The sequence below is a fragment of the Streptomyces sp. NPDC059852 genome (assembly GCF_042731455.1).
Lineage (GTDB): Bacteria > Actinomycetota > Actinomycetes > Streptomycetales > Streptomycetaceae > Streptomyces.
In genome coordinates, this window is record NZ_JBHWJK010000004.1 from 123,559 (window position 1) to 144,608 (window position 21,050).

General features: G+C 70.3%; 18 protein-coding genes. 8 read left to right on the plus strand and 10 right to left on the minus strand.

All coding sequences use genetic code 11. The annotated features are described in order from the left end of the window. Positions 1 to 177: 177 nt before the first annotated feature. Positions 178 to 1,011 (minus strand): GNAT family N-acetyltransferase, encoded by an 834-nt coding sequence (locus ACFV46_RS06805; RefSeq protein ID WP_385497261.1) that lies wholly within the window; start codon positions 1,009 to 1,011, stop codon positions 178 to 180. Positions 1,012 to 1,203: 192 nt separating this feature from the next. On the opposite strand from ACFV46_RS06805, the gene ACFV46_RS06810 reads away from it, so the two are divergent. The 3 genes from ACFV46_RS06810 to ACFV46_RS06820 all read left to right on the plus strand — a co-directional run bounded on the left by ACFV46_RS06810 (position 1,204) and on the right by ACFV46_RS06820 (position 4,434). After that, on the plus strand, positions 1,204 to 2,007 hold the full coding sequence (locus ACFV46_RS06810) for a hypothetical protein (RefSeq protein WP_361937154.1): 804 nt from the start codon (positions 1,204 to 1,206) through the stop codon (positions 2,005 to 2,007). 36 nt (positions 2,008 to 2,043) lie between these two features. Further along, positions 2,044 to 2,868, plus strand: coding sequence for a hypothetical protein (locus ACFV46_RS06815; RefSeq protein WP_361937153.1), 825 nt, complete (start codon positions 2,044 to 2,046; stop codon positions 2,866 to 2,868). 147 nt (positions 2,869 to 3,015) lie between these two features. Next, on the plus strand, positions 3,016 to 4,434 hold the full coding sequence (locus ACFV46_RS06820; RefSeq protein ID WP_385497262.1) for a sugar porter family MFS transporter: 1,419 nt from the start codon (positions 3,016 to 3,018) through the stop codon (positions 4,432 to 4,434). 63 nt (positions 4,435 to 4,497) lie between these two features. On the opposite strand, the gene ilvC is transcribed toward ACFV46_RS06820, so the two are convergent. Continuing rightward, entirely contained in the window at positions 4,498 to 5,496 is a 999-nt protein-coding gene (gene ilvC / locus ACFV46_RS06825) for a ketol-acid reductoisomerase (RefSeq protein ID WP_385497264.1), read from the minus strand. Positions 5,497 to 5,852: 356 nt separating this feature from the next. Between ilvC and ACFV46_RS06830 the strand changes: the two genes are divergently transcribed. The 4 genes from ACFV46_RS06830 to ACFV46_RS06845 all read left to right on the plus strand — a co-directional run bounded on the left by ACFV46_RS06830 (position 5,853) and on the right by ACFV46_RS06845 (position 11,057). After that, entirely contained in the window at positions 5,853 to 6,899 is a 1,047-nt protein-coding gene (locus ACFV46_RS06830) for a ferritin-like protein (protein WP_385497265.1), read from the plus strand. A 276-nt stretch (positions 6,900 to 7,175) separates the two neighbouring features. After that, on the plus strand, positions 7,176 to 7,610 hold the full coding sequence (locus ACFV46_RS06835; RefSeq protein WP_161378384.1) for a cupin domain-containing protein: 435 nt from the start codon (positions 7,176 to 7,178) through the stop codon (positions 7,608 to 7,610). 193 nt (positions 7,611 to 7,803) lie between these two features. Beyond that, on the plus strand, positions 7,804 to 10,746 hold the full coding sequence (locus tag ACFV46_RS06840) for a SpoIIE family protein phosphatase (protein ID WP_361936785.1): 2,943 nt from the start codon (positions 7,804 to 7,806) through the stop codon (positions 10,744 to 10,746). A gap of 125 nt (positions 10,747 to 10,871) precedes the next feature. Further along, positions 10,872 to 11,057 (plus strand): hypothetical protein, encoded by a 186-nt coding sequence (locus tag ACFV46_RS06845; RefSeq protein WP_385497266.1) that lies wholly within the window; start codon positions 10,872 to 10,874, stop codon positions 11,055 to 11,057. Positions 11,058 to 11,071: 14 nt separating this feature from the next. On the opposite strand, the gene ACFV46_RS06850 is transcribed toward ACFV46_RS06845, so the two are convergent. The 8 genes from ACFV46_RS06850 to ACFV46_RS06885 form a co-directional block, all read right to left on the minus strand. Further along, positions 11,072 to 11,905, minus strand: a complete 834-nt coding sequence (locus ACFV46_RS06850) for an amidohydrolase family protein (RefSeq protein WP_385497267.1) — start codon at positions 11,903 to 11,905, stop codon at positions 11,072 to 11,074. 9 nt (positions 11,906 to 11,914) lie between these two features. Then, complete coding sequence (locus ACFV46_RS06855) at positions 11,915 to 12,697, minus strand: SDR family NAD(P)-dependent oxidoreductase (protein WP_385497268.1); 783 nt, start codon at positions 12,695 to 12,697, stop codon at positions 11,915 to 11,917. A 65-nt stretch (positions 12,698 to 12,762) separates the two neighbouring features. Beyond that, the gene (locus ACFV46_RS06860) at positions 12,763 to 13,704 is read right to left on the minus strand and encodes an aldo/keto reductase (RefSeq protein WP_361936793.1); all 942 of its coding nucleotides are present in this window, start codon (positions 13,702 to 13,704) and stop codon (positions 12,763 to 12,765) included. Continuing rightward, positions 13,683 to 14,498 (minus strand): ribonuclease activity regulator RraA, encoded by an 816-nt coding sequence (locus tag ACFV46_RS06865; protein ID WP_385497270.1) that lies wholly within the window; start codon positions 14,496 to 14,498, stop codon positions 13,683 to 13,685. Before ACFV46_RS06865 ends, ACFV46_RS06860 begins: the two co-directional genes overlap by 22 nt. Next, a complete protein-coding gene (locus ACFV46_RS06870; RefSeq protein ID WP_385497271.1) occupies positions 14,495 to 16,513 on the minus strand; it encodes a hypothetical protein in 2,019 nt (672 codons plus the stop codon). Before ACFV46_RS06870 ends, ACFV46_RS06865 begins: the two co-directional genes overlap by 4 nt. 1 nt (position 16,514) lies before the next feature. Continuing rightward, positions 16,515 to 17,474: a carbohydrate ABC transporter permease gene (locus ACFV46_RS06875; protein ID WP_385497272.1), complete on the minus strand. Its 960-nt coding sequence runs from the start codon at positions 17,472 to 17,474 to the stop codon at positions 16,515 to 16,517. Between the two features lie 2 nt (positions 17,475 to 17,476). Beyond that, a complete protein-coding gene (locus ACFV46_RS06880; RefSeq protein WP_385497273.1) occupies positions 17,477 to 18,409 on the minus strand; it encodes a carbohydrate ABC transporter permease in 933 nt (310 codons plus the stop codon). Next, a complete protein-coding gene (locus ACFV46_RS06885) occupies positions 18,406 to 19,683 on the minus strand; it encodes an ABC transporter substrate-binding protein (protein WP_385497274.1) in 1,278 nt (425 codons plus the stop codon). The genes ACFV46_RS06880 and ACFV46_RS06885 overlap by 4 nt, the downstream gene beginning before the upstream one ends. 136 nt (positions 19,684 to 19,819) lie before the next feature. On the opposite strand from ACFV46_RS06885, the gene ACFV46_RS06890 reads away from it, so the two are divergent. After that, entirely contained in the window at positions 19,820 to 20,476 is a 657-nt protein-coding gene (locus ACFV46_RS06890) for a GntR family transcriptional regulator (RefSeq protein WP_384973233.1), read from the plus strand. Positions 20,477 to 21,050 lie beyond the last annotated feature (574 nt).

Here is a 21,050-nt window from a genome sequence, read left to right on the forward strand (position 1 = left end):
ACCACCCGTGTCGGAGCCACGGCCATCTGGCTCCCCCGGGACGGCGGCAGCAGATCCGGCGACGACGACCACGGCGCGTCGCTGGTCTCCGCCGTGCGCCGCGCCAGTCCTGCGACCGGACCGGGATACGTGCGGCTCGCCGCGGAACAGCCGCCTCTTCACGGGCCTCGTCCCGGTTCAGCCCGGGAAGTCGAAGAGGCGGTACCGGTACACCGAGGCGAAGCCGAACCGCCGGTACAAGGGCTCCCCGGCGGGGCTGGCCACGAGCGCGGCGAAGCGCATCCCGCGCTCGCGCCCCACCCGGAGCGCGGCGGCCGTCAACGCCGTCGCGACCCCCTGTCGACGAAGCTCCTCGGCCACGTGCACGAGAAAGATCCCGGCCACGGAATGCGCGGTGATCAGGACGGTCGTCCCGACCACCCGGCCGTCCAGCACCGCGGCCAGCCGGACGATGTCCGCGTTGTCCCCACGCTGCGACTCGGCGCGTACCATTCCGGCCTCCGGCCCCGGGCCGATACCCATAGACGTCCGGTACGTCCGTACGAGTTCCCGCAGCCGCCTGCCGTCCCGCACCGGCTCCACGCTCAGGCCGGACCTGACACGCGCGTCGTCCGGCCGGTCGTTCCCGGCGACCGGGTCGCCGAGGGGCCTCACCATCACGGGCATGACCGTGAGCTGCCGTCCACCGTGGTGCCGCAGGACATCCGCGGTGTCCTCGGGACTGTCCGGTCCCACCCACCACCACCACGGGACCCCCGCCAGCTCCCTGCGGACGGCCGCCACGTCCGTCCCGGCCGCGGCGCGGACGCGCACCACGCCGTTGAACTGCGGGGTCGCCAGACCGCTGCGAAACCGGTCGACACCGAGGTCCGGGCGGTCCGAGGCGCCCCATCCCATGAGGTACTGGCGGAAGTTGGCGAACACGGACTCCATGGCTGGGGAGGCCGCTCCGTCTTCCTGGATCCGCACCGTGTCGTGCGACTTACCGGCCGCGCTGGTCAAGTCCACCATTGACACTGTTCCCTTCATATCGTGATGTCGTTCTGCTCAGTGTGAGCCATCGCCCACCGGGGCGTACGCCGTGTCACACAACGGCCGCTAGACCGGTCAAACGCTCAGCCGACCGCCGGCGGACGCACCGACACCGTCCCGCGGCTGCTCGCGCAGTCCGGTCGGTGGCACAAGTTCAGGAGGGTCACTCGTATGAAGGTCGTGGTGGTCGACGGTGGAGGCCTCATGGGCGTCGAGACCGCGCTCTGGGTCAGGGACCACGGACATGAGGTCGCCCTCGTCCAGGCCCCTGACAACACGCACGCCGCCACCTCCGACGAGGTCGCGGAGGCGCTGCGCGGCTGTTCCGTGGTGGTCGACCTCGCCCATCAGCCGTCCGCCGGCATCGGCACCCTCTCGGAGAACCACGGTCTGGTCGTGGACGAGGTGGCCCTCGTGGACTCCTGGGCCCGATCCACCGGTGCACTCCTCAGGGCCGGAGCCGCCGCCGGCGTCCTTCACCATGTGTGCCTCTCCGTGGTCGGCGTGGACCGTATCGGCAATGAGGGTGTCTTCCGGGCGCTGAGGAACCGGGAGGCCATGGTCCGGCGGTCCGGGATCCCGTACTCCATCCTTCGCGCCACACAGACCTTCGACGCTGCGGAAGACATCGCGACGGCGGCCACCGAGGACTGGGTCGTGTGGGTTCCGCCTGCCGAGGTGCGCCCGGTCTCCCTCACCGACGTGGCGACGCTGCTGGCGCACACCGCCGTGACACGGCCTCTGAACGGAGTCCGTGAGATCGCGGGTCCCGAGCAGTTCCGGCTGGACGCGTTCGTGCGCACGGCCCTGCTGACGGATGCGGAGTACCGGCGGGTCCGTACTGACGCCCGCAGCCCCTTCTACGGCGCGCGGCTCCGGCCCCGGGACCTGCTGCCGGGCCCCGGCGCCTTCATCGCGCGCACCACCTACCGGGATTGGTTCGCCGGCCGGCCCGCGCCGGACAGCACCTCCTGACCCCGACGACACGAACGACACGACGGAGAACCGCTGATGACGACCCTCAACCTCACGCTGCTCGGCGCGTTCCGCGAGATCACGGCCGCCGAACTGCCTCCCGTCACCTCCGTCCACAGCGGTCGGCCCCTTCGCCGGTACGCCCTGCAACTGCAGGTACCCGACGAGCGGCACCAGGAACTGGACGCCGAGCTCAAGGCGGCTGCCACGCCGGACGGAGACCACCTGCAAGGGAGCGACGCGGCGTGGCGCGTCGCGGAGGGCTGGACCGTGTCCTCCCAGGGCCGCCGGCCCGAGATCTACGTCTACCGGATCGAGATCCAGGAGGTCGAGATCCCGAATGCCGAAGCTCTCGAGGTCGGGGGACTGCGCATCGTCCCGGGCATGTACAGGGAACGGGCCGACGAGGACACCATCACGGTGACGGTCGTCGCGGAGCTGAGCGGTGAGGACGACGAGCACCTGGAAGAACTCCTCAGGAAGCCCGGTGCCTGGTACGACGTCACGCGCCGGGGCATCAGCGACACACCGGTGCGCATGCGCTTCGGACGCTGCGTGTGGCAGCGGGCCGAGGAGGGCGGCCGACGCCACCTCCTGGAACTCGTCGGCGACGAGGGCAGTCCCGAAACGCCGCCCTCCGCGCTGGACCTCGCAGCCCGGCCGCGGCTGGACCGGGCCCTGGAGCAGGTCGCGGCGCACACCGACGCCCTGTCCCGGCTGCTCGAGGAACTGCGCGCCGGGGGAGTACTGAGCGAGGGCGCGGTCAAGGCCGTCGAAGCGGTCGCCACCCCGCGCCCGTTGACCCCGCGGGAGCAGCGTGAACTGTCCCGCACCGACCGATTGAGCGACTACTGGCGCTGAGCTTCCACCGAGGCATGGGCGCGGATGAAGCGCACTCCCGTGCAAAACGGCATATAAGTGTCACATCGGTCGGGCGAAGTCGGTCTACAGGGACGAGAGTTCACCCCTACCTGACCCGGCCCGGAGCCGGTAGCCCGAGGAGTTCACGTGGCCAGCACATCGCAGGAGCCCAGTTCAGGAGCCAGGACGGCTCATCCCGATCATCTCGGGCACGTCATCTTCATCGCGGCGGCGGCCGCGATGGGCGGTTTCCTGTTCGGTTACGACAGTTCCGTGATCAACGGTGCGGTCGAGGCGATCCGGGACCGCTACGACGTCGGTTCCGCGGTGCTGGCCCAGGTCATCGCGATCGCGCTGATCGGCTGTGCCGTCGGCGCCGCGACCGCGGGGCGCATCGCCGACCGCATCGGCCGTATCCGCTGCATGCAGATCGCGGCGGTCCTGTTCACCGTCAGCGCCATCGGCTCCGCACTGCCCTTCGCGCTGTGGGACCTCGCCATGTGGCGCGTCATCGGTGGCTTCGCCATCGGTATGGCCTCGGTGATCGGCCCCGCCTACATCGCCGAGGTGTCCCCGCCCGCCTACCGCGGCCGGCTCGGCTCCTTCCAGCAGGCCGCGATCGTCATCGGCATCGCCGTCTCCCAGCTGGTCAACTGGGGTCTGCTGAACGCGGTCGGCGGTGACCAGCGCGGTGAGCTGATGGGCCTGGAGGCCTGGCAGGTCATGCTCGGCGTCATGGTGATCCCGGCCGTCCTGTACGGCCTGCTGTCCTTCGCCATCCCGGAGTCCCCCCGCTTTTTGATCTCGGTCGGCAAGCGCCAGCAGGCCCAGCGGATCCTCGAAGAGGTCGAGGGCGAGGACGTGGACTTCGACGCCCGCATCGCCGAGATGGAGCACGCGATGCACCGCGAGGAGAAGGCCGGCTTCAAGGAACTGCTCGGCGGCAGCTTCTTCTTCAAGCCGATCGTCTGGATCGGCATCGGCCTGTCGGTCTTCCAGCAGTTCGTCGGCATCAACGTCGCGTTCTACTACTCCTCGACGCTGTGGCAGTCGGTCGGCGTCGACCCGACGGACTCCTTCTTCTACTCGTTCACGACGTCGATCATCAACATCGTCGGCACGGTGATCGCGATGATCTTCGTGGACCGCGTCGGCCGCAAGCCGCTCGCCCTGATCGGCTCCGTCGGCATGGTGATCGGTCTGGCGCTGGAGGCCTGGGCCTTCTCCTTCGACCTGGTCGACGGCAAGCTCCCGGCCGCCCAGGGCTGGGTGGCCCTGACCGCCGCCCACGTCTTCGTGCTCTTCTTCGCCCTGTCGTGGGGTGTGGTCGTGTGGGTCTTCCTCGGCGAGATGTTCCCCAACCGGATCCGCGCCGCCGCCCTGGGCGTGGCCGCCTGTGCGCAGTGGATCGCCAACTGGGCCATCACCGCGAGCTTCCCGTCGCTGGCCGACTGGAACCTCTCCGGCACGTACGTGATCTACACCGTCTTCGCCGCGCTCTCCATCCCCTTCGTGCTCAAGTTCGTGAAGGAGACCAAGGGCAAGGCCCTGGAGGAAATGGGCTGACCCGGGCTGACCGGGAGGCCGGTGGGCCCGCCACGGAGGCGCGCCCACCGGCCTCCCGGCATGTCATGCCTCTCCGTCGACCCAGCTCATGAGCTTGCGCAGCTCCCTGCCGGTGGTCTCCAGCAGGTGCTCGGAGTCCTGCTGCTTGTACTCGTTGTACTTCTTCAGGCCGCCGTGGTACTCGTCCATCCACTGCTGCGCGAAGGTGCCGTCCTGGATCTCGCCGAGGACCTTCTTCATCTCCGCCTTGGTGGCGTCGGTGATGATCCTCGGGCCGGTGACGTAGTCGCCCCACTCGGCGGTCTCGGAGATCGACCAGCGCATCTTCTCCAGGCCGCCCTCGTACATGAGGTCCACGATCAGCTTCAGCTCGTGCAGGCACTCGAAGTACGCGATCTCCGGCTGGTAGCCGGCCTCGGTCAGCGTCTCGAAGCCGGCCTTCACCAGCGCGGTGACACCGCCGGCGAGGACGGCCTGCTCGCCGAAGAGGTCGGTCTCGGTCTCCTCGGTGAAGGTCGTCTTGATGACGCCGGCGCGGGTGCCTCCGATGCCCTTCGCGTACGACAGGGCCAACTCCAGACCTTTGCCCGTGGCGTCCTGCTCCACGGCCACGAGGCAGGGGACGCCGCGGCCCTCCTCGTACTGACGGCGCACCAGGTGGCCCGGGCCCTTGGGGGCGACCATGCAGACGTCCACGCCGGCGGGGGGCTTGATGAAGCCGTAGCGGATGTTCAGGCCGTGGCCGAAGAACAGCGCGTCGCCGTCCTTGAGGTTGTCCTTGATGTCCTTGTCGTAGACGTCACCCTGGAGGGGATCCGGGATGAGCACCATGATGACGTCGGCCTCGGCGGCGGCCTCGGCGACCGACACGACACGCAGGCCCTGCTCCTCGGCCTTCGCCTTGGACTTGGAGCCCTCGTGCAGACCGACACGGACGTCGACACCCGAGTCGCGCAGCGACAGCGCGTGGGCGTGGCCCTGGCTGCCGTAACCGATGACCGCGACCTTGCGGCCCTGGATGATGGACAGGTCGGCGTCGGCGTCGTAGAACAACTCAGCCATGAGACACACCTTTCGGAGACCTTCCCCGCGTGGGGGACGGAGGAGCCCGGGCAGGGGCCGGGCCATGGGATCGGCCAACGGAGCGGGGCCGGGAGCCGTGGGCAGCAGACCACCGGCCGACGGAAATGACACTATCTCACGTGCACAGGGCATCGAAGTGAACATGTGCCGTTCGCCAACAGTGTGCAATACCTGCGAGATTCCTGGTCCGTGTCACAGATGCCCGACTCCGGCGGTCTAAGCGGTGACACCAAGGGCGCGCCGCCCGTTCCGCGGGTTCCGCGATGCCCGGCGGCCGATGTCCCCTTGAGCTACGAGTCCGAAGTGAGCCCCCCATGTCCCAGGACCAGACCGAAATGCTAGACAACGAATCGGCGACCGGCATCACGACGCTGGACGACCTGCGCAGGCACCTGCAGTGGGCCATAGAGGTCGAACACTCCACGTTGCCTCCGTATCTGACCGCCCTCTATTCCCTGGACGCGGAGCGGAACGCGGACGCCGCGCAACTGATCGGCGGCGTCTTCGTCGAAGAGATGATCCACCTCGCGCTGGCAGCCAACCTGCTCAACGCGGTCGGTGGCCGTCCCGTCCTGGACGCGCCCCACATGCTGCCGCCCCATCCACGGACCATGCCGCACGCCGACCCGTCCATCGAGTTGTCCCTCCTGCCGTTCGGCCAGGAGGCGCTCAGGCTGTTCCTGCGTCTGGAACAGCCCGCCCTCCCCGGAGACCCGGCCGAGGGCGACCACTACGACACGATCGGCCAGTTCTACGCCGCGATCGAGAAGGGACTGCGGTACCTGTGCGCCGAACTGGGCGAGGACCAGGTATTCGTCGGGGACCCGGCCCGTCAGGTCGCCGGCGGCCCCTTCGTTCACACGGCGGGGCACCTCGCTCCGGTCACCGACCTCAACTCGGCGCTCGCCGCCCTCGACGAGATCGTCGAGCAGGGCGAGGGGGCGTCCCGCGTCGAGGTCTGGGACGGCGACACGGACATGTTCCATCCCGGGAACCAGGCGGTCTCCCACTACTACCGTTTCCAGGAAATCGCCCTGGGCCGGCGTTACCGGACAGGTGACACGCCCGACTCCGGCCCCACCGGCGAGCCGGTGACCCTGGACGAGGCCGGCATTCGTCCCGTACGGCCGAACCCGCGGCTCGCGGACCACCCCGAGGGCAGCGCGATCCGAGCCGCGCAGGAGGCGTTCAACCAGACCTACTGCAAGATCCTTCAGATGCTGGAGCAGGCGTTCAACGGCAACCCGGCGATGCTGGGGATGTCCGTGGGCACCATGTACGCACTCAAGGCACAGGCGCAGGGTCTGATGGCCCTCCAGGACGAGGACGGCCAGGCAGCCGGCCCGACGTTCGAGTACGTGGCACCCGAGGACCGGTCCTAGCGCCGCGATCCGCTTCCGTACCGCCCGCCGAGTCCGCACGAGACCGCCCCTCGGCACCGAGGCGCGCTGCGGGTCACCCCCGAAACAGGAGGGGTCGCGCAGCTGTAACAGTAGGGGCGAGTCTGTGACACGGCGAACGGAAGACTCTGTCCCGCGACGAAGCCTTCACGGTTCCACACTGTTCAGCGTCAAACACCGTAGTAATACAGTGTGTTGTGAACGAGTCGCTGACATTCCGCGGCCGGTCACACATTCATCACCCCGAAGGGAATCACCATGCGCACCACGCTACGCGCAGCCGCGGTAGGAACCGCGCTCGTCGGACTCTCCCTGACCCCGGGTATCGCCCAGGCCACGCCCGGCGGGCCCGGTGTCAGCGGCACGATCCTGGCCCAGTGGACCGAGGGCGGCCGGGACTACGTACTGCGTGAGATCACCATCCCCGCCGGCCAGGCGACCGGATGGCACTACCACGACGGCACCCTGTTCGCGTACGTCAAGCAGGGCACACTCAGCCACTTCGACAGCAACTGCGCCTCCGACGGCGTGTACAAGAAGGGCAGCTTCCTGAAGGAGCCGGCGGGCGCGGACCACGTCCACATCGGCCAGAACCGCGGTACGAACGACGTCGTCCTCGACGTCCTGTATGTGCTGCCGCACGGCGCGCCTCTGTCCGAGGACGCTCCCGCGCCGGGCTGCGACCTGCCGTAGTCGAGCGGCCCCGACAACCGCACTGCTTCACCCGTCGGCCAATGGTGAAGGTGAGTGACGCATCCTCGACGACGTGCCCCGAACCAACTCTTCTGCCGAACTAGCGTGTTGGTGACCGCAGGACAGTGTGGAACGATGTTTTTCCCTCTGCCGCGCAACCAATGAGCGCCGGAGAAGCGGTAAGATTTGGACCATGAACGCACGGCTTGCGTTGCTCGGCACCGTGGGGCCTGGCGCTACAGAGAGTGAGATCTTCAGGCTGGCGCTCCAGCACGCCGTGGGTGAGCTGGGCGGGCTGGGGGGAATGATCCATCTCCGTGGCCCCATGTCCGCGCTGCGGCTGGTCTCGGCCGTAGGTCTGCCGCCGGCCGTTACGCTTCCCTGGGAGATCATCGACCAAGAAGGCGCACTGGCCCCGGCCCGGGCCCTTTACGAGGGCGGGGGCGTGTGGTCGCCCGCCGGTACCGGGGCTCCCATGCCGAGGGAGGGGCCGGTTCAGGTCGGTGGCCTGGCAGCCGTTCCCCTGTCCGGCGGGGATCGCAGCATCGGAGCGCTCTCCGTCGTCATGAGTGACGGCGGAGCGCCTACACCGCAGCAGTGGGAGTTCCTGCGGGCCGTGTCGGCCTGGACCGAGGAGCGCATGGCCCAGGCGCCTCCGGCCGTCGGGCCCGCGCACACCGAGCCGAGCGGTGAGCGCCTGCGTCGCGCGCTTCACGAGGTCCGTGTCGGCTCATGGGAATGGGACATCGGTACCGGGCGTCTGGCCTGGGACGCGGCCGCCCTGGAAGTGTTCGGCACCAGACCCGAGGATTTCGTCGGCAGGATCGAGAACTGGATGAAGAACATCCATCCCGATGACCTGGCACCGACACTCGCCGTCGCAGAGCGCGCGATCCGGGATCACTCGGTGTACGAGGCGGAGTACCGCGTCCGCCGCCAGGACGGCACCTATGGCTGGGTCCGGGTGCGGGGCAGGGCGACGTACGACGACCACGGGGAACCCGTCCGGTTGGCCGGCGTGGGCTGGGAGAACGACGAGTCCCGGTCCGCCCGGGACGCGCTCAGCCGCGCCCTGCGTCACATGAGCGACGGATTTCTGGCGTTCGACGACGAATGGCGGATCATTTTCGCCAACCGGGAAGCGGAGCGCTTGCTGGGCTCCTCCGAGGAGGACCTGCTGGGCCGGGTTCCGTGGGCCCTGCCCGCGACGCGGCGGATACCGGACATGGAGAGTCGGCTCCGCAAGACCGTCGAGGCGGACGAACCCGCCGGTTTTGACGTGCGCATGCGCGAGGACCGTCGGTACCACCTGCGGCTGGTCCCCGGTCCGGGCGGCCGGACGCTGTACATCACCGACGTCACGCAGAAGCGGCGCCTCCAGGAGGAGCGGCAGGCGGCGGAGCGTGCCGCGTCCGAGCGCGCCGAACATGTCGCGAAGCTGACCGCCGCACTCGCCAAGGCCACGACGTCCCGCGACGTCGTGGACGCCCTCGCCCCCCGAGTGCTGGCACCGTTCGCGGCCGTCGGGCTCCTGGTGCAGACGGTGGAAGGCGAGTCGCTGCACACGGTGGGCGCGGTCGGTTACGACGACGGCTTTCTCAACGCTGCCGAGGGTTTGTCCCGGTCGTCCCGCGGCCCGCGCCGGGCCGTCATAGCGTCCGGTACTCCTCTCTTCCTGTCCTCCGTGGGGGAACTCGCCGCGCACTCACCGGACGTCCCCGAGCTGCCGGAACCTTCGGGCCACCAGTCCTGGGCGTTCCTGCCGCTGACGGCGTCGGGTGTCACGTTCGGCGTCTGCGTCCTGTCCTTCGACCGTCCCCGGCTCCTCACCGACGACGAACGCACCCTGCTGACCACCATCACCGCGCTCGTAGCCCAGTCCCTTGAACGCGCGAAGCTCTACGACGCAGAGCACACCCGTTCCCGCGAACTCCAGCGCGGGCTGCTCCCACGAGGTCTCCCCTCCGTCTCGGCGTGCACCGCGGCGGCTCGTTACCTCCCCGCTGGACAGGGCATGGACGTGGGGGGCGACTGGTACGACATCATTCCGCTCTCGGGGGGTCAAGTGGCCCTCGTGGTGGGCGACGTGATGGGGCACGGCCTGCCGGAGGCGGCGACTATGGGCCGGCTGCGTACCGCGGTCCACACCCTCGCCGGCCTCGAACTGCCCCCCGACGAGATCATGAGCCATCTCAACGACATCGTGGGCGGCATGGACGAGGAGTCGTACGTCACCTGCCTGTACGCACTCTACGACCCGACCACACGCGTCTGCTCCATCGTGCGGGCAGGCCATCCGCCGCCGGCGGTCGTTCTGCCGGACGGCCGGGTGCAGTTCCCGAAGGCGGCACCCGACCCTCCCCTCGGAGCGGCGAAACCACCTTTTGAGACGGTGGAGTTGACCGTCCCGGAAGACAGCCTCCTGGTGCTCTACACCGACGGGCTGGTGGAATCGTCCACCCGTGAGATGGACCAGGGCATGGAGACACTCGCCCGCATGCTGAGCACCGCGTACAGCGCCGCTGCGGGTCAGGGGGGTGCGGGCATCGAGCTGGAGCAGCTCTGTGACACCCTCACGGCCGGTCTCCTCCCCGTCGGCCAACAGGCGGCTGACGACGCGGCACTGCTCGTCGCCCGTCTGCACGCCACGCCCGAGGAGAAAATGGCCCGGTGGTCGCTTCGCGACGATCCCAGGGCCGCCGGTCTGGCACGGCGACACGTCCGCGAGCAACTCGCCGCATGGGGGATGGACCACCTGATCCCCACTACCGAGCTCCTCGTCAGCGAGCTCGTAGGCAATGTCGTTCGTCACGCCAAGGGCACCATCGGTCTGCGACTCCTGTACGACACCGAGTTGATCTGCGAGGTGTACGACGGCAGCCTGACGATGCCGCGTATTCGCAGGGCGACGGACACCGATGAGGGAGGCCGCGGACTGCAACTGATCACGGCCCTCTCCCGGCGCTGGGGAACGCGCTACACCGCGAACGGAAAGTGCATCTGGACCGAGCAGGATCTCGTCGGCGCCGAGAACCCCCGCGACGACCCCTCCGAAGCCCTGGAACTGGTGTTCCCGGCCCTGGGAGACTTCGCCGGGGATCTGGACGCGCTGCCCTTCGGGGATCAGGAGCTGTGACGGGCCGGCATGAACCAGGCTGCCGTGGTCCGCGCGTCCGTCGCGCGTCCCTGCCGCTGGCGGGTCGGAATCGCCGCAGGGCAACCCGCCTACGGTGCGGTGGCGTCACTGGGTGCCCTCACGGGGTGATCGGAGACACCGCCGGCGCCGACCGACTGCGCGTGCTCAACATCGCCGTTCCCCAGGTGACCGGTGCGGCGGGCGTCGTGGTGGGCTCTGTCGTCCACGACAGTGCCTGGGTCGCGGTCACCACCCTCACGGCGGTGCGTCACGAGGCGGCGGCAGTCAGGTCTCTCGCCGGACCTCGTTGAGTCGACGCCGACGCTCAGGCGCCCATGCCGTACCAGTGGGCCGCCGTGGTGCCGAAGACCGCCTCGCTCTCCTCCGTTCCGAGATCAGCGGTGAGCGTCTCGGCGAGGGTGAGCACCTCGTCGTACCCGGCCGCCAGCAGGCACACCGGCCAGTCCGAGCCGTACATGAGACGCCGCGGACCCAGGGCCGACAGCAGTACATCGGTGAACGGGCGCAGCGCGCGGACCGGATCCCCGGTGGTGCGGGTCACCAGACCGGACAGCTTGACGGCGACGTTGGGGCAGACCGCCAGAGCGGCCATGTGACCCGCCCAGACGGCGAACGCGTCCGGGTCGGTCACCGGATTGCCCGCGTGGTCCAGGACGAAGCGGACCTGGGGCAGTTCCCGTACCGCTCGTATCGCGGCCGGCAGTTGGTCCGGGCGGACGAGCAGGTCGTGGACGAGGCCCGCGTCGGCGGCCGCGCCCAGCCCGCGGCGGACTTCGGGCCGGGCGAGCCAGTCCGGGTCCGCCTCGTCCGTCACCGGGTGTCGCAGGCCCACCAGGGCCCGGCCGCCGGTTCCCTCGCGCAGCGCGGCGAGGCGGTCGGCGACGGCCGGGTCGGTGAGGTCGGCCCAGCCGACGACCGCGCTCGTGTGCGGGTCCCCGGCGGCCAGGGCCAGCAGTTCCACGGTCTCCTCGGTCACGGCACACGTCTGCACCACGACGGTGGCGTCGATCGCGTTCCGCAGCAGCGCCGGACGCAGGTCGTCGGCCGTGTAGGTGCGGTGCAGGACCGGACTGCCGTGGGTCCACGGCAGGTCACGGACCGCCAGGTCCCACACATGATGATGGGCGTCGACGCGCACGGAGTCGGCTCACCCCTGCCTGCGCGGCCGCAGACCGTCCATGCCGCCGTCCACGGCCAGGCACGTGCCCGTGGTGGACCCGGCGGCCGGCGAGGCGAGGTGGGCGATGGCGGCGGCGACCTCCTCGGCGGCGACCAGACGGCCGTGCGGCTGCCGGGCCGCCAGGGCGGTGTACTCGGCGGCGGGATCGGCGGCCCGGCCCAGCAGCCGGCCGATCCAGGGCGTGTCCGCGGTACCGGGGTTGACCGCGTTGACCCGGATGCCCTCCGGGAGCAGGTCGGCGGCCATGGCCCGGGTCATCGCCACCACGGCGCCCTTGCCGGCCGAGTACAGCACCCGCTGGGGCAGCCCGGCGGTGGCCGCGATGGAGCCGACGTTGACGACCGCCGCGTGCGGGGAGACCCGCAGGGCGGGCAGCGCGGCCCGGGTGACCCGGACCATGCCGACGACATTGGTGTCCAGGACGCGGTGCCACTCCTCGTCGGAGTTGTCCTCGACGCCGCCCTGCGCCCCGATCCCCGCGTTGTTGACCACGACGTCGAGTCCGCCGAGCCGGGAGACCGCCCCGTCGACGGCGGCCACCACCGAGGTGTCGTCGCGGATGTCCGCGCGCAGGGCCGCCGCGAAGTCGGCGGCTTCCGGTTCGGACAGGTCCAGGACGGCCACGCGGGCGCCCTGGGCGGTGAGCAGCCGGGCGGTGGCCAGGCCGATCCCGGAGGCGCCGCCGGTGACCAGCGCGGTGAGACCGGCGAAGGGCATCGCTCCGGGTAGTGCGGAACCGGTCGTTGTCATATGTGCTCTCTCCCCACGGTCCTCGGTCCTGGTCCTGTGTCTGCCCGTGGTCGGGCGCCCCGCTGTCACGGCACCGGGGCGGCCGGGTCGAGCAGGTGCGCCTCGCGCAGCTCCGCCCACATCGCGGCCGGGATCGGATGACCGGCCAGTTCGAGATTGCCTGTCACCTCCTGCGGTGAAGCGGCGCCCACGACGACGGACACCACGGCGGGATGTCCGAACGGGAACCGCTGGGCCGCGGCCCGCAGCGGCACCCCGTGCCGTGCGCAGACGGCTTTGAGCGCCAGCGCCCGCCGCAGCACGTCGTCCGGTGCGGGGTGGTAGTGGTACGGAGCGCCGGGCCGGGGGTCCGCCAGCAGCCCGGAGTTGAACACGCCTCCGGCGATCACCCCGACGCCGCGTTCGGCGCACAGGGGCAGGAGGTCGGCCAGGGCGGGCTGCTCCAGCAGTGTGTAGCGGCCCGCGATCAGCACCACGTCCAGGTCGGTGCGCCGCACCAGCTCCGCGAGCGGCGCGCTGTGGTTCATCCCGGCGCCGACCGCGCCGACGACTCCTTCGTCCCGCAGGCTCAGCAGCGTGGGCACGGCGTGCCGTACCGCGTCGTCGAGATGGTCCTCAGGGTCGTGCACGTGCACGACGTCGAACCGGTCGACACCGAGGCGTTCCATGCTGGCTTCGAGGCTGCGCAGGACGTCGTCGCGGCCGAACGCGTGCCGGGGCTCGGTGCCTTCGGCGACCTGCCATCCGACCTTGGTGGACAGCTGGAAGCGGGCGCGGTCCACGGTGGCCAGCGCCCTGCCGACCCGTCGCTCGGACAGGCCGTCGCCGTACAGCGGAGCCGTGTCGATCAGGGTGGCCCCGCCGTCGACGGCGGCGTGCACGGTGGCCGCGGCGACGTCGGGATCCACCTCGCGGTAGAGATTGCCGATCGGGGCGCACCCGAGACCGAAGCGGGGCAGGGCGAGCCGTCGGCCGCCGGCCGGGGTCACCGCTTCGAGGCGCGCCACTGCTCGTACTCCTTCCTGCTGTCGGGGCTGAGGGGGTAGTAGTCCGACAGCCGTGCGCCCTGGTCGATGCGCATCCGGCTGAACTCCTCCCACTGCTCGTGGTCAGAGGCGCTGTCGACGATCTCCTGGGCCTTGGACACCGGGACCACCACGGCGCCGTCGTCGTCGGCGACGACGAGGTCGCCGGGCAGGGTGAGGACTCCGCCGGCCGCCACGGGCACGTCGTAGGCCCAGGGGAACAGCTCGGACTGAGAGGCGTAGTGCGGGGTGGTGCCGGTGCACCAGATCGGGACGCCGAGTTCGCGGACCCGGGGCGCGTCCCGGATACGCCCGTCGACGACGATGCCGGCGCCGCCCTTGCGCTTGAAGTAGCGCACCAGCATGTCGCCGAAGCAGCCGGTGAAGGCGCTGCCGTAGGCCTGGACGACGAGGACGTCGCCGGGCTGGACCTCTTCGAGGACCGCCCACAGGGCCGTGCTGCGCTCGACGTACTCCTGGGCCAGGCCGCTGGCGACGTCCTCGCGCTGCGGCATGAACTGGAGGGTACGGGCCGGGCCCGTCACCTTGTTGCCGAGTTCCAGGGCGGTGGGACCGGACAGGTAGCTGCGGCGGATGCCGAGTTCGTGGAGCTTGGCGCAGGCGGTGGCGGAGCTGACCCGGTTCAGGCTCCTCACCAGCTCGCCGTCGGGGCGGTCCCAGGGCTCACCGTGCACGGGCAGGTCCCACACGGGCTTGGCGGCGGCAGCGGCGCCGTCGGCCTCGTGGCCCGCGGGACGGGGGAGTGACATGGTCATCGGGTTCTCCGGAAGGTCGTGGGGGACGTGTGATGGGCGAAGGGGCGGGCGTTGAGGCGCATGTCCAGCCGCAGTCGGATACGGCGCCCCGGGGGCAGGACGATGTGGAGGCCGTTGTCGTCGACCGGCGCCGAGTGCTCCGTCTCCGGGCCGGTCGGCAGGTGGTAGTCATGCGAGTCGCCGGGATAGTGTCCGCCGCCGCCGGTCCAGTGGACCTCGGTGATCAGGTGCTCGCCGAAGCCGCCCGCGAGCAGCCGCAGCCGGCGCGTGTGCACCGTACTGAGGTTGACCAACTGCACGGTGGTGCCGGCGGCGTCGAGGTGTTCGACGAGGGCGGCGACGTCCCAGGGGAGTCCGGGGCGGGCGGCGTCCAGGTCGTCGTAGCGCACCCGGGCGAGCGGCAGACCGCCGTTGTAGAGGGTCTGCGGCGCTCCGGTCGTCAGCTGGGTGAGCACCTCGGTGACCACCGGATTCACCCGCTGCCACTTGTGCAGGTCGAGGTCGTCGGTGTCGGCGTCCTCGGCCGTCATCAGGGCGGTGCGGTGAGCGACCTGGGCGAGAGCCATGCGCAGCGCCCGCTCGGGGTAGTCGGGGTTGTCGCCGTCGAGATAGGCGAGCCACGGCGCCTCGTGCCCGGCCTCCTCCTTGTCGCGAAAGGCGTGCACTTCCCGCCAGTCGTAGCCGGAGTGTTCGCGGACCCGGTCCAGACGGGCGCGGTCCTCGTCGCGCATGCCGAACCACCACAGCCAGGTCCAGTAGGCGACCTGGGCGGGTTGATGGTCGAACCACCCCTCCGGGCCGATGCGGGTCGGCAGCGCGTTGACGGTACGTCCCTCACCCAGGCCGAGGGCGTGGGCCCAGCCGGGGCGGCGGGTCGCGCCGGTGTCGTACGGCATGGCGGTGCGACGCTGCTCCCAGACCTGGTCCAGGGGCCGCCGGGCGAGGTCCAGCCGGGCGTCGGCGCGGCCGAGCATGCCGGCACTGATGGCTCCGACCAGCGTCGCCGCGCCGATCGAGTGCACGCCGTGCGGCCAGGTCCAGCCGTAGTGGCCGCCGTACCAGCGGCCCCCGTGGTCCTCGCCGACCTCACCGGAGGGTCCGACGTTGTCGGGCATGGCGCCCACGGCGGCCGCACGCTCGCCCCAGGCGTCGACGTATTCCAGGACCCAGTCCGCCAGGCGCGGGTCGTGGTCGTACAACCAGGCGTTGACGACGAGCGCGGTGGCGGCCAGGTCGACGGCGGTGTCGCCGCGGCCGAGCCGGTCGCGCATCGCGTGGCCCATCCGCACGGCGTTGGCCTCGTCGGCCAGGTCGTCCCAGGAGGTGATGCCGGGGACGTCGCGCAGGGGCAGCCCGTAGGGGCGCATGCCCCGCTGCTCGTGCCCGAACCGGTCGTCCCATTGCGGGCCGAGGCCTGCCCGGGGGCCGTCCGAGCCGTTGTGCGGGGAGCGCAGGGTCCTGGTGGCGGGGTCGTAGTTGCCGGTCGCGCTGCCCGGGAGGTACTGCTCGGCGAAGCGCCGGGCCCGCTCGCGGAAGCGCTGGTCGGCGGGGTCGGCGGCGCAGATGCCGTAGAACATCAGCAGGGCCTCGCCCTGGTGGAACCAGTCGTAGCCGCGCTCGAACTCGTTCCGGTACAGGCCCAGTTCGGTGAGTTGTGCGGTGACTCCTTCCCAGTGGCGCTTGACCGCGGGCAGCAGGTCGTCGGCGCCGCCCAGGCGATACAGGGCGGGCCAGTTGAAGAACGCCTCGTAGAAGTCGTCGGCGCCGTCCCGGTCGGGGATGGTGCCGGAGAAGCGCAGCCGGCCGTCGGGCCCGGTGTATCGGTCGCTGAACAGCCGCCAGGCCGCGTCGAGTTCGTCGAAGAGGTGGCGTTGCAGCACGGCCCAGGCGGGCGGCGGCCCGGTGGGCACGGTGGCGGTGATCTCGACGGGGCGGGTTTCGGGGGGCGTGCTGCCGGACGGGGACGTCCCGACGGACCTCGCCCCGGTGGCGGGGATGTCGTGTCGTGCGCTCATGTCAGCCCTTCAGGGCGCCGGAGGTCAGGCCGCTGATGATGTGCCGCTGCATGATCGCGAAGAAGGCGAGTGCCGGTGCGACGGCCAGGAGCAGGTTGGGGAAGACCACGGCGTAGTGCGTCGAGTACTTGCCGACCGCGGCGTACACCCCGGTGGTGACGGTGTAGAGGCCGCTGCCGGGTCCGAGGATGATCTGCGGGTTGGCGAAGTCGTTCCACACGCTGAGGCTGTGCAGGATCACGGCGGTGGCCACCATGGGACGCATCAGCGGCAGCACGACGAGCTGGAAGGTCCGCAGCCGTCCCAGGCCGTCCACGGCCGCGGCCTGGTCCAGCTCCCTGGGGATGGTCCGGATGTAGGCGCTGTACAGGAACACCGACACGGGCAGGGTCAGCGCCGTCTCGAAGAGCACGAAGCCGGGGATGGTGCCCATCAGCCCGAGGTACTTGAGGACGTAGACCACCGGGATCAGGAGCACCTGGCTGGGGACGAACGTGCCGGCGACGAAGAGCAGCAGCAGCGCCGTGTGCCACCGGGTGGTGCCGCGGGCGATCACGTACGACACCGGGGCGGACACCAGCAGGGACAGGACGTTGACGAGCAGGACGAACAACAGGGTGATCCCGTAGGCCCGTACGACGTCGAAGTCCGGGTTGGAGAACGCGTCGCGCAGGGGCCGCAGGCTCAGCCGGGTCAGCGGCAGGCCGAACGGGGAGTCGCGGATGTCCTGCTCCGACTTGAAGGCGTTGACGACCAGCAGCCACAGCGGGATCACCATGAACGAGGCGGACATGAGGAGCAGGGGCAGCCGCCACAGCGAGGTTCCCGGCACGGTGCCGCTTGCGCGCCGTCGCGTCCGTGAGGCGGGCGCCGGGCGCTGCGGTCGCTGGTCCGGAGCAGTGGCGGGGGCCACCGGGCCGATGACGGGCCGGCGAAGGCCGGTGGTGGGTTCGGTGGGCATGGTCAGGCCCCCGCTCTCTCGTCGGCGCGGCGCCGCAGGAAGGTGATCGCCAGTGCGGCGATACCGGTCACCACCGTCAGCACCATCGACTGGGCGGAGCCGTATCCCAGGGCGTTGTTCTGGAACGACTGGGCCAGGATCAGATAGGCCGCGGTCTGGGTGGAGCCCGCGGGACCGCCTCCGGTTAGGGAGAGGACAAGGTCGTAGGAGCGCAGCAGGGTCACCAGGGTCAGCACGATGTTGACGGTGACGACCGGCGCGATCATCGGCAGGGTCACATTGCGCAGGGTCCGCCACCGGCCGGCGCCGTCGATCCGGGCGGCTTCGAGCAGCGAGGCGGGGACGGTGTGCAGTCCGGCGATGTACAGCACGAGGGTGAAGCCGAAGCCGGACCACACCACGACTCCGATCAGGCTCGCCAGCGCCCAGTCGGGCTGGGACAGGAACGGCAGTCCGGCGTGCCCGGCGGAGCGCAGCACGCTGTTGACCGCGCCGTTGGTGGACAGCAGCGCCGACCAGAGGAAGCCGATGATCAGCGCGCTGATGACGTACGGGTAGAAGAAGACGGTCCGCAGCACGGTGTTGGTGCGGCTGGGAGTGGAGATGGCGAGGGCCAGGGCGAGCCCCACGGCGTTGACGGCGAGGGTGCCGATCACCGCCAGCAGCACCGTGATCCAGGCCGCCTGCCGGACCTCCGGATCGTTCAGGAGGGCGCGGTAGTGGTCGATTCCCACCATCGCGGGGTGTGCCGTGTAGCCGTCCCAGTCGGTCAGGCTGAGATAGCCGGACAGCACCAGGGGCACGACCATCATGACGACGAAGAGCGCGACCGCGGGAGCGGTCATGAGCAGCCCCGTCAGCCGGTCCCGGCCGCGGGCGGTGGTGAACAGGTCGCGCAGGGCCCGCGCCGGCCGGGTGGTGGTGGGCAGACTCATCTCGTGTGCGCCTTCAGCCACGTGTCCAGGTTCTTCAGCCCGTCGGCGGCGTCGCCGCCGGTGTAGAGGCTCTGCACCTGCTTGTTCTGCTCGGCCTCGAAGCCGGTCGGCATCTGGTACTCGCCGCTGCCCGCGATGGCCTGATGGCTGGCGGACTTGTCGAGGAGTGCCTGCACCTCGTCGGCCAGCGGGGAGAGCTTGTACGGGTAGCCGGTGCGGAACGAGGAGTCCTGCTTGAGCTGACCGGCCACGGCGGCGCGGTCGGTGGTCAGAAACTCGACGAGCTTCTCCGAGGCCTTCTGATGCTTGCCGGCCTTGAAGATGCGGTAGTTGGCCCCGGGTGTCACCGAGAGCCTCGGGGTGGAGGGGTCGTTGAGCTGGGGCGAGGGGAAGACGCCGACCTCGAAGTCCTTCTTCGCCTGTGCCTCGGCGGCCACGAACCAGCAGCCCATCGGGTACATCGCGGCCTTGCCGGACAGGAAGTCGGTCTCCGCGTCTGGGTACTTGGTGCCCAGGGCCTGCTTGTCGAGATAGCCCTTGTCCAGCCAGTCCTTGTACAGGTTCATGGCCGGGCCGAGGTCCGTGCTCAGGGAACGCCCGCCGTCGGCGGCCTGCTTGAACCAGTCGGGCTCGCCGGTGGTGACGGTCGGGGCGAAGAGCATCATGACCTGTGCCTGCGTGACCCACTCTCCGGCCGTCTGCATGGGCAGGTATCCGGCGGCCTTGAGCTTTCGCATCGCCGCCGTCAGTTCCTGCATGGTGGCGGGCGGCTCGGCGATGCCGGCCTCCTCGAAGGCCTTCTTGTTGTAGAAGACGAGGGACTGGACCTGCTGTCCGATCGCCACGTCGTACAGGTGGCCGTCCAGTCGCTGGGCGTCCGCCATGGGCGCGTCGGCCGCCCAGCTCAGGTCGGACAGGTCCCTGAGATAGGGGAGGACCTTGTCGTTGTGCGAGCCCTCGACGACGTCGGGGGCGTTGCCCGCCGCCAGCAGTTGCTGCAGTGTGCTGTCCACGGAGCCGTCGGCGGCCGTGGGCGAGTCGATCTGCACCTTGATTCCCGGGTTGGCCTTCTCGAAGGGAGCGACCAGCTCCCGCCAGTACCCCTTGGTCAGGTTCGGTGTGATGTTCACCAGCATCCGTACGGTGCCGGTGGCACCCGAGTCCGGGTCGGCGGCCGAGTCCGCCTCGAACCCGCCGCTGCCGCCGCACGCGGTGGTCAGGGCCAGGCCCAACAGGATGCCTACCGCAGCGTTGATGGATCTTCTTTGGGCCATGTCGCCCTCCCTATCGATTATGTTCTATCGATAGGCGATATGATGACTCCTGTTACGTGGATGTCAAGAGCCTGCAACCACGGACACACGATCATCGATAAGATGCGAAGACGTTCTACGAACCTAGGGGGCCGTCATGGCGGGCGTCGGTGAGCCGCTGACCCGGGTACTGCTGTCCGACCAGGTGTACACCCGGGTGCGGGGCCTCATCGTCAACGGGGACCTCAAAGCCGGCGACCGGCTGGTCGAAGCCGAGATCGCCCGTGATCTCGGGGTCAGCCAGGCGCCCGTACGGGAAGCGGTCAAGCGGCTGGTGCACGAGGGCCTGGCCGACCACATCCCGCGGCGTGGCAGCTTCGTGGCCGACGTGTCCTCGCAGGACGCCGCCGCCGCGCGGGCGGTGCGGGTCATCATCGAGGAGTTCGCGGCCCGCGCGGTCGCCGAGCGCGCCGACCCGGAGTCCGTCGAGGCGCTGCGCGCCAAGGTGCGGGACATGCGGGAAGCGGCCGAGGCCGGTGACATCGGACGCTTCCGGGACGCCGACATCGCCTTCCACCGGATCCTGTGCGAGGCGAGCGCGAACCCGTTCCTGTCCCGTATCTGGAGCCTGATGGAACCGAGCCTCCGTGCCCTGCGCGTGGTCTCCGACCCCATGTTCACCGGCGACTGGGCCGAGATGGCAGTCCAGCACGGCGTGCTCCTGGAGACCCTGGAGTCGGCCGACGCCGACCGTGCGGCCGCCGCGTTCGCCGCGCACGCCAGGGGCGACGAGGGCGTCGTGGGCCACGGCTGAACGGCAGGTGTGTGCCGGGCACCTTCCGCCCGGCACACACCTGCCCGGCACGGCCCGCCCCGGACCAGTCTGGTCGTGGGCGCGCGGCTCGAAGATCTGAGCCGTCTCACGCTGTCCACCACTGTCCGCCGTCTCTCTCCTCGCCCCGGCCTGCCCCGTCGGCCTGCATGGCGGGTTCTCCGTGCCACGGCGACGGTCCGGAGCCCGATGATCGGGCCGCCCGTCTCCGACGGCCCCGAAGCTGCCCGCGCTCCCGGCGGTCGTACCGCTGCCGTCAGTCAGTGCCCATCCGGCCGTCGCTGACCGTCCGGCCGTCCCCGGCTTCCCGCTCGGACGAGGTCTCCGTCGCGGCGACGGGCATCACTCACGCCGCGCCGCACGTCCAGCACAGACCCGCGCCTCCGACGCCTTACGCGATCGCGCCCCGGGACCTATATTGATCGCCGACTCGCGATTATCGATAGGCGATGGGAGAGTCATGCACTGGAGACGTAGTGCTCTGGTCATCGGAACCGCTGCCGCGGCGGTGCTCACCGCACTGACGGCCGCCGTTCCGGTATCGGCACACACGAAG

Coding starts and splice junctions, on each gene's coding strand:
- ACFV46_RS06805 (WP_385497261.1), bottom strand. CDS start 1,011: ATGGTGGACTTGACCAGCGCGGCCGGTAAGTCGCACGACACGGTGCGG.
- ACFV46_RS06810 (WP_361937154.1), top strand. CDS start 1,204: ATGAAGGTCGTGGTGGTCGACGGTGGAGGCCTCATGGGCGTCGAGACC.
- ACFV46_RS06815 (WP_361937153.1), top strand. CDS start 2,044: ATGACGACCCTCAACCTCACGCTGCTCGGCGCGTTCCGCGAGATCACG.
- ilvC (WP_385497264.1), bottom strand. CDS start 5,496: ATGGCTGAGTTGTTCTACGACGCCGACGCCGACCTGTCCATCATCCAG.
- ACFV46_RS06830 (WP_385497265.1), top strand. CDS start 5,853: ATGCTAGACAACGAATCGGCGACCGGCATCACGACGCTGGACGACCTG.
- ACFV46_RS06835 (WP_161378384.1), top strand. CDS start 7,176: ATGCGCACCACGCTACGCGCAGCCGCGGTAGGAACCGCGCTCGTCGGA.
- ACFV46_RS06840 (WP_361936785.1), top strand. CDS start 7,804: ATGAACGCACGGCTTGCGTTGCTCGGCACCGTGGGGCCTGGCGCTACA.
- ACFV46_RS06855 (WP_385497268.1), bottom strand. CDS start 12,697: ATGACAACGACCGGTTCCGCACTACCCGGAGCGATGCCCTTCGCCGGT.
- ACFV46_RS06865 (WP_385497270.1), bottom strand. CDS start 14,498: ATGACCATGTCACTCCCCCGTCCCGCGGGCCACGAGGCCGACGGCGCC.
- ACFV46_RS06870 (WP_385497271.1), bottom strand. CDS start 16,513: ATGAGCGCACGACACGACATCCCCGCCACCGGGGCGAGGTCCGTCGGG.
- ACFV46_RS06875 (WP_385497272.1), bottom strand. CDS start 17,474: ATGCCCACCGAACCCACCACCGGCCTTCGCCGGCCCGTCATCGGCCCG.
- ACFV46_RS06880 (WP_385497273.1), bottom strand. CDS start 18,409: ATGAGTCTGCCCACCACCACCCGGCCGGCGCGGGCCCTGCGCGACCTG.
- ACFV46_RS06885 (WP_385497274.1), bottom strand. CDS start 19,683: ATGGCCCAAAGAAGATCCATCAACGCTGCGGTAGGCATCCTGTTGGGC.
- ACFV46_RS06890 (WP_384973233.1), top strand. CDS start 19,820: ATGGCGGGCGTCGGTGAGCCGCTGACCCGGGTACTGCTGTCCGACCAG.